Here is a 5,944-nt window from a genome sequence, read left to right as displayed (position 1 = left end):
GGCATCTTGTTGCTTGAGCGATTTACGGCCCCGCACACCCTGCGCATCATTCGCCCCGAGCCGCCCCGGCGTGGGGCTGGCCGCAGGAGATAACCCCACCCATGGATTCCATTGCTTCCCCCGCCGCGTTGCAAGGCGTGCGCGTCATCGAAATGGGCCAGCTCATTGCCGGGCCTTTCTGCGGCAAGACGCTGGGCGAGTTTGGCGCCGATGTGATCAAGATCGAGGCGCCCGAGACCGGCGACCCGCTGCGCAACTGGCGCCTCATCAAGGAAGGCACCTCCGTCTGGTGGCAGGTGCAGTCGCGCAACAAGCGCTCGGTGGCGCTGGACCTGCGGCAAAAGGAGGGACAGGACATTGCTCGCCAGCTGATTGCAGAAGCCGATGTGCTGGTCGAGAACTTCCGCCCCGGCACGCTGGAAGGCTGGGGCATGTCGCCCGAGGAGCTGCACCAACTCAACCCCGGCCTCGTGATGCTGCGCATCTCTGGCTACGGCCAGACGGGACCCTACCGCGACCTGCCAGGCTTTGGCGCCATCGGCGAAGCCATGGGCGGCCTGCGCCACCTGACGGGCGAGCCCGGCCGCGTGCCGGTGCGCGTCGGTGTCTCGATTGGCGACACACTGGCAGCGCTGCACGGCACCATCGGCGTGCTCACGGCGCTGTACCACCGCAAGGTCAACGGGGGCAAAGGCCAGGTGATTGACGTGGCGCTGCACGAGGCGGTGTTCAACGTGATGGAAAGCCTCATCCCCGAATACAGCGCTTTTGGTGCCGTGCGCGAGGCGGCCGGCAGCGCGCTGCCAGGCATTGCGCCCAGCAATGCCTACCCCTGCCAGGACGGCTGGGTGCTGGTGGCGGGCAATGGCGACAGCATCTTCAAGCGACTGATGGACGCGATTGGCAGGCCCGACCTGGGCGCCGCGCCGGACCTGGCCAACAACACCGGCCGCGTGGCGCGTGTGGAAGAGATCGACGCCGCGATCGGTGCCTGGAGCGCGCAGCGCACCGTGCAGCAGGTGCTGGACGCGCTGGGCGCCGCCCGCGTGCCGGCGGGCAAGGTCTACACCGCCAAGGACATCGCCGGAGACCCGCACTACCGCGCCCGCGACATGCTGCTGACGCAGCAGACGCGCGACGGCTACAGCGTGGAAGTGCCGGGCATCGTGCCCAAGCTCTCGGGCACGCCCGGAACCATCCGCAGCAGTGCGCCGCATTTGGGCGATGACACCGATGCGGTGCTGGCCGAGGCGGGTTTGACGGCCGAACAGATCGCCCTGCTGCGCAACAAGGGGGTCATTCAATGAGTGCATCCAACACCGTGTGGCAAGGCGCAGGCCGCCGCATCCACATGCAGGAAGTCGGCTTGCGCGACGGCCTGCAGATGGAAAAGGCCTTTGTGCCCACGGCCGACAAGATCGCTCTGTGCAATGCGCTGTCGGCAGCGGGCCTGTCCAAGATCGAGGTGACTTCGTTCACATCGCCCACCGCCATCCCCGCGCTGAAAGACGCCGAGGTCGTCATGCGCGAGATCACGCGCAGCCCGGGCACGGTCTACACCGCGCTGGTGCCCAATCTGCGCGGTGCCGAGCGCGCCATCGAGTCGCGCACGGACGAGCTGAACCTGGTGATGTCGGTGAGTGCCACGCACAACCTGGCCAACCTGCGCATGACGCAGGAACAGTCGTTTGCGGCGCTGGCGCAGGTAGTGGCCCTGGCGCAGGGCGCCAATGTGGCGGTGAATGTGTCGCTGTCGTGTGTTTTTGGCTGCCCCATGGAAGGCGATGTGGCCCAGGCCGATGTGTTCGTCTGGGTGCAGCGCTTTGTGGACCTGGGGGTGCGTGGCATCACGCTGTGCGACACCACGGGCATGGCCTACCCCACGCAGGTGCACCAGCTCACCGCGGCAGCCCGCGCGCGCTGGCCGGGGGTGGAGTTCACCCTGCATTTCCACAACACGCGCGGCATGGGGCTGGCCAATTTGCTGGCGGCCATCGACGCGGGTGCGGACCGGTTCGATGCCTCGCTGGGCGGCCTGGGCGGCTGCCCCTATGCGCCCGGCGCCAGCGGCAATGTGTGCAGCGAAGAGATCGTGCATGCGCTGGCGCTGATGGGCTATGACACCGGGGTGGATCTGGCACAACTGGTGGCCGCTGGGCAGCAACTGCCTGCGTTGATCGGCCACGATATCCCCAGCCAGATTGCCAAGGCGGGTCCGCGCCTGGCACTGCACCCGGTGCCTGCCGATTTCGAGGCGATCCGCGAAAGGGCGCTGGCCCGCTGAATGCGGGCGAGCCGGCATTCATACATAACACCAGGAGACAAAAGCCATGACATTTCAAACGACGCTGTCCCGCCGCATCTTTACCGCCGCCGTGCTGTGCTTCGCTGCTTTGGCTGCGGGCGCGCAGGACAAATACCCCTCCAAGCCCATCACCCTGGTGGTGCCCCAGGCCGCTGGTGGCGCCAACGACGCCATTGCGCGCGTGGTGGCGCAAAAACTCAGCGAACAAATGGGCCAGAGCGTGATCGTGGACAACCGCCCTGGTGCGGGCGGCACCCTGGCCACAGGCGCCACGGCCCGCGCGCGCAATGATGGCTACACCCTGCTGCTGACGGCCGACAGCGCCCATGTGATTGGCCCTGCGCTGTACAAGAACCCGGGGTTCGATCCGGTCAAGGACTTCGCACCCGTGGCGCCCGTGGCCACGGCGGGCTATGTGCTGGTGGCTCATCCGTCCTTCCCGGCCAACACCGTGGCCGAAATGGTGGCTTTGGCGAAGGCCAGCCCTGGCAAATATGCGATTGCCTCGGCGGGCAACGGCACGCTGAACCACCTGATTGGTGAGATGCTGCAAAAGGCGGCAGGCATCCAGCTGCAGCACATTCCGTACAAGGGTTCCGCCGCTGCAGCCACCGACGTGGTGGGCGGGCAAGTGCCGCTGTCGGTGCAAAGCCTGCCGTCAGCCATTGCGTTCATCAAGGCAGGCAAGCTCAAGGTGCTGGGTGTGGTCAATGAAAAGCGCGTGGCCGCACTGCCCGATGCGCCCACCATCGGCGAGACGATCAAGGGCTTTGGCCAGGCGCCGTGGTATGCGCTGTTTGCCCCGGCTGGCACGCCCGCGCCCATCGTGGCGCAGCTGCAGGCCGAGGTGGCGCGCGCGCTGGAGCACAAGGACGTGGTGGACAAGCTGGCCACCGTGGGCTGCGAGCCCTTCAAGGGCACGGCGGCGCAGCTGGCGGCGCTGGTGCAGTCCGACCTGCCCAAGTGGAGCCGCGTGGTCAAGGACACGGGCGCCACGGTCGATTGACCGGGTGCTTTCTCTGTGCCTTCCTGCTTCTCGCAACTCAGATTTTTTGACAACAACGACAACGACGGAGACATCCCTTTCATGAAAACCACCCGCAAGCAGTTCACCACCCTCGCCCTGGCCGCACTGGCCACCGGCTTCATCGGCCACGCAGCGGCGCAGGGCGCCTACCCGTCCAAGAATGTGACCCTGGTGGTGCCCACCGCCGCCGGTGGCACTACCGACCTGTCGGCCCGCATGCTGGCGCAGGCGCTTGCGCCGGTGCTGGGCCAATCGGTCATCGCAGACAACAAGGGCGGGGGCAACGGCAACATCGCGGCCAGCGCCGTCAAGCGGGCCGAGGCCGATGGCTACACGCTGCTGATGCAGTACTCGGGCTACCACGTCATCTCGCCCCACATCACCAAACAAAAGCAGTGGGAGCAGGGTGACTTCCAACCCGTGGCCAACGTGATCTCGGCCCCGCAGATCATCGTGGTGCGTGCCGACCTGCCGGTGAAAACGCTGCCCGAGCTGATCGCCTACGCCAAGGCCCACCCCGGCAAGCTCAACTATGCCTCGTCGGGCAACGGCTCGCTGCAGCACGTGACCGGTGCCATGCTGGAGCAGCAGGGCGCCATCAAGATGGTCCACGTGCCCTATAAGGGCACGGGCCCCGCACTGCAGGACCTTCTGGGCGGCCAGGTGGACCTGACTTTTGGCACCGCGCCTCCCTTCATGCCCCACATTGCCAGCGGCAAACTGCGCGTGCTGGCCGTGACGGGCAAACAGCGCCTGCCCAGCCTGCCCGACGTGCCCACCACGGCCGAGGCCGGCTACCCCAGAGTCGATGCCACCTCGTGGTTTGCCGTGTTTGCCCCGGCCGCCGTGCCCAAGGCCGTGGTGGACAAACTCACGGCCGACATCCGCACCGTGGTGCAGAACCCGGCTTTCCAGCAAAAGGCGCAGGAGCAGGGTGCCACGGCGGACTACCAGACCCCTGCGCAGCTGGGTGACAAGGTGAAGGCCGATCTGGCCAACTGGGCCACGGTGGTGAAGACCTCGAAGATCGAGGCGGAATGATTCGGGTGTTTTGATGAAAATGGCCGCTGGCGCTTGATGGTTAAGCGCTAGCAGCTATTTATTTGATAGTGAATTGGGCAGGCTGCGCGCGGGGCCACAATACGCGCCATGTCTGATGTGCATTCCGAAGAACTCCTGGCGCAGGTGGCTGCGCTGCCCGCGCTGCCGGGTGTGTACCGCTATTTCGACGCGCAGGATGCGCTGTTGTATGTGGGCAAGGCGCTCAACCTCAAGCGACGGGTGTCCAGCTACTTCCAGAAGAACCATGGCGGCACACGCATCGGTCACATGGTCAGCAAGATCGTGCGCATGGAGACCACGGTGGTGCGCTCCGAGGCCGAGGCGCTGCTGCTGGAAAACAACCTCATCAAGACGTTGAACCCCAAGTTCAACATCCTGTTCCGCGACGACAAGAGCTATCCCTACCTCAAGATCACCGGCACACCGGGCGCCCACACGCGGGGCGATGCGCCGGGCCAGGTGTTTCCGCGCATGGCCTACTACCGGGGCGCGGTGGACAAGAAGCACCGCTACTTTGGCCCCTATCCAAGCGCCTGGGCGGTGAAGGAAACCATTCAGCTGTTGCAAAAGGTGTTCCGGCTGCGCACCTGCGAAGACACGGTGTTTGCCAACCGCACACGGCCCTGCCTGCTGTACCAGATCAAGCGTTGCACCGGGCCGTGCGTGGACTTGATCTCGCCCGAGGCCTATGCGGCTGACGTGCAGCACGCCGAGGCATTGCTGCGTGGTGAAACGCAGGAGGTGCTGCAAGCCATGGAGGCGCGGATGATGGCGCACTCGGACAAGCTGGAGTTTGAGCAGGCTGCCGAGGTGCGCAACCAGATCCAGGCGCTGTCGCGCGTGCTGCACCAGCAGTCCATCGAGACGGTGGATGACAAGGATGTGGACATCCTCGCGGTGCGCGTGCAAGGTGGCCGCGCCTGCGTGAACCTGGCCATGGTGCGCGGTGGCCGCCACCTGGGCGACCGGCCGTACTTTCCGGTGCATGTCGAGGACGCTGCGGCGGTGTTCGAAGAAGAGGGCGGGGACGGTGCGGATGAAACGGTGGCTACCCCGTCTCGTCCGGTTCGCCCCGTGGAGGCCCTGGTGCTGGAGGCCTTCATTGCCCAGCACTACATCGGTGTGCCCGTGCCACCGCTGCTGGTGACCAGTGTGCCGGTGGACAAGGCCTTGCTGGACGCGCTGACCGAACAAAGTGGCTTGCGCGTGAACGCTATCCACCAGCCGCGCGAACAGCGCCGCGCGTGGCTGGACATGGCGCAGAAAAACGCCGATCTGCAACTGGCCCGTCTGCTGGCCGAGGAGGGCTCGCAGCAGGCCCGCACGCGGGCGCTGGCAGAGGCGCTGGACCTGCCGCCCGAAGACCTGGACCAGCTCACCATCGAGTGTTTCGACATCTCGCACACGGCAGGCGAATCCACCCAGGCATCGTGTGTGGTGTTTCACCACCACAAGATGCAAAGCAGCGAATACCGCCGCTACAAGATCGAGGGCATCACGGGGGGCGACGACTATGCCGCCATGCGCCAGGTGCTCACGCGCCGCTACAG

General features: G+C 66.0%; 5 protein-coding genes. All 5 read left to right on the top strand.

Translation table 11 applies throughout. The annotated features are described in order from the left end of the window. Window positions 1–101: 101 nt before the first annotated feature. A complete protein-coding gene (locus DBR23_RS24680; protein ID WP_108499884.1) occupies window positions 102–1,307 on the top strand; it encodes a CaiB/BaiF CoA-transferase family protein in 1,206 nt (401 codons plus the stop codon). Continuing rightward, window positions 1,304–2,284, top strand: coding sequence for a hydroxymethylglutaryl-CoA lyase (locus DBR23_RS24675; RefSeq protein ID WP_108499883.1), 981 nt, complete (start codon window positions 1,304–1,306; stop codon window positions 2,282–2,284). The genes DBR23_RS24680 and DBR23_RS24675 overlap by 4 nt, the downstream gene beginning before the upstream one ends. A gap of 46 nt (window positions 2,285–2,330) precedes the next feature. After that, window positions 2,331–3,311, top strand: a complete 981-nt coding sequence (locus DBR23_RS24670) for a tripartite tricarboxylate transporter substrate binding protein (protein ID WP_108499882.1) — start codon at window positions 2,331–2,333, stop codon at window positions 3,309–3,311. Between the two features lie 81 nt (window positions 3,312–3,392). Next, complete coding sequence (locus tag DBR23_RS24665; protein WP_108499893.1) at window positions 3,393–4,373, top strand: tripartite tricarboxylate transporter substrate binding protein; 981 nt, start codon at window positions 3,393–3,395, stop codon at window positions 4,371–4,373. A 108-nt stretch (window positions 4,374–4,481) separates the two neighbouring features. Next, window positions 4,482–5,944: excinuclease ABC subunit UvrC (gene uvrC, locus DBR23_RS24660; protein ID WP_108499881.1), on the top strand; the 1,463-nt coding region annotated here is incomplete at its 3' end.

The sequence above is a fragment of the Acidovorax sp. HMWF018 genome, assembly GCF_003061035.1.
Lineage (GTDB): Bacteria > Pseudomonadota > Gammaproteobacteria > Burkholderiales > Burkholderiaceae_C > Acidovorax > Acidovorax delafieldii.
Note: the sequence above shows the minus strand (reverse complement) of the source record. Positions and strands in the feature narration are given on the sequence as shown.

Excerpts from the sequence above, each read along its gene's own strand:
- DBR23_RS24680 (WP_108499884.1), top strand. The coding sequence starts at position 102 with ATGGATTCCATTGCTTCCCCCGCCGCGTTGCAAGGCGTGCGCGTCATC.
- DBR23_RS24675 (WP_108499883.1), top strand. The coding sequence starts at position 1,304 with ATGAGTGCATCCAACACCGTGTGGCAAGGCGCAGGCCGCCGCATCCAC.
- DBR23_RS24670 (WP_108499882.1), top strand. The coding sequence starts at position 2,331 with ATGACATTTCAAACGACGCTGTCCCGCCGCATCTTTACCGCCGCCGTG.
- DBR23_RS24665 (WP_108499893.1), top strand. The coding sequence starts at position 3,393 with ATGAAAACCACCCGCAAGCAGTTCACCACCCTCGCCCTGGCCGCACTG.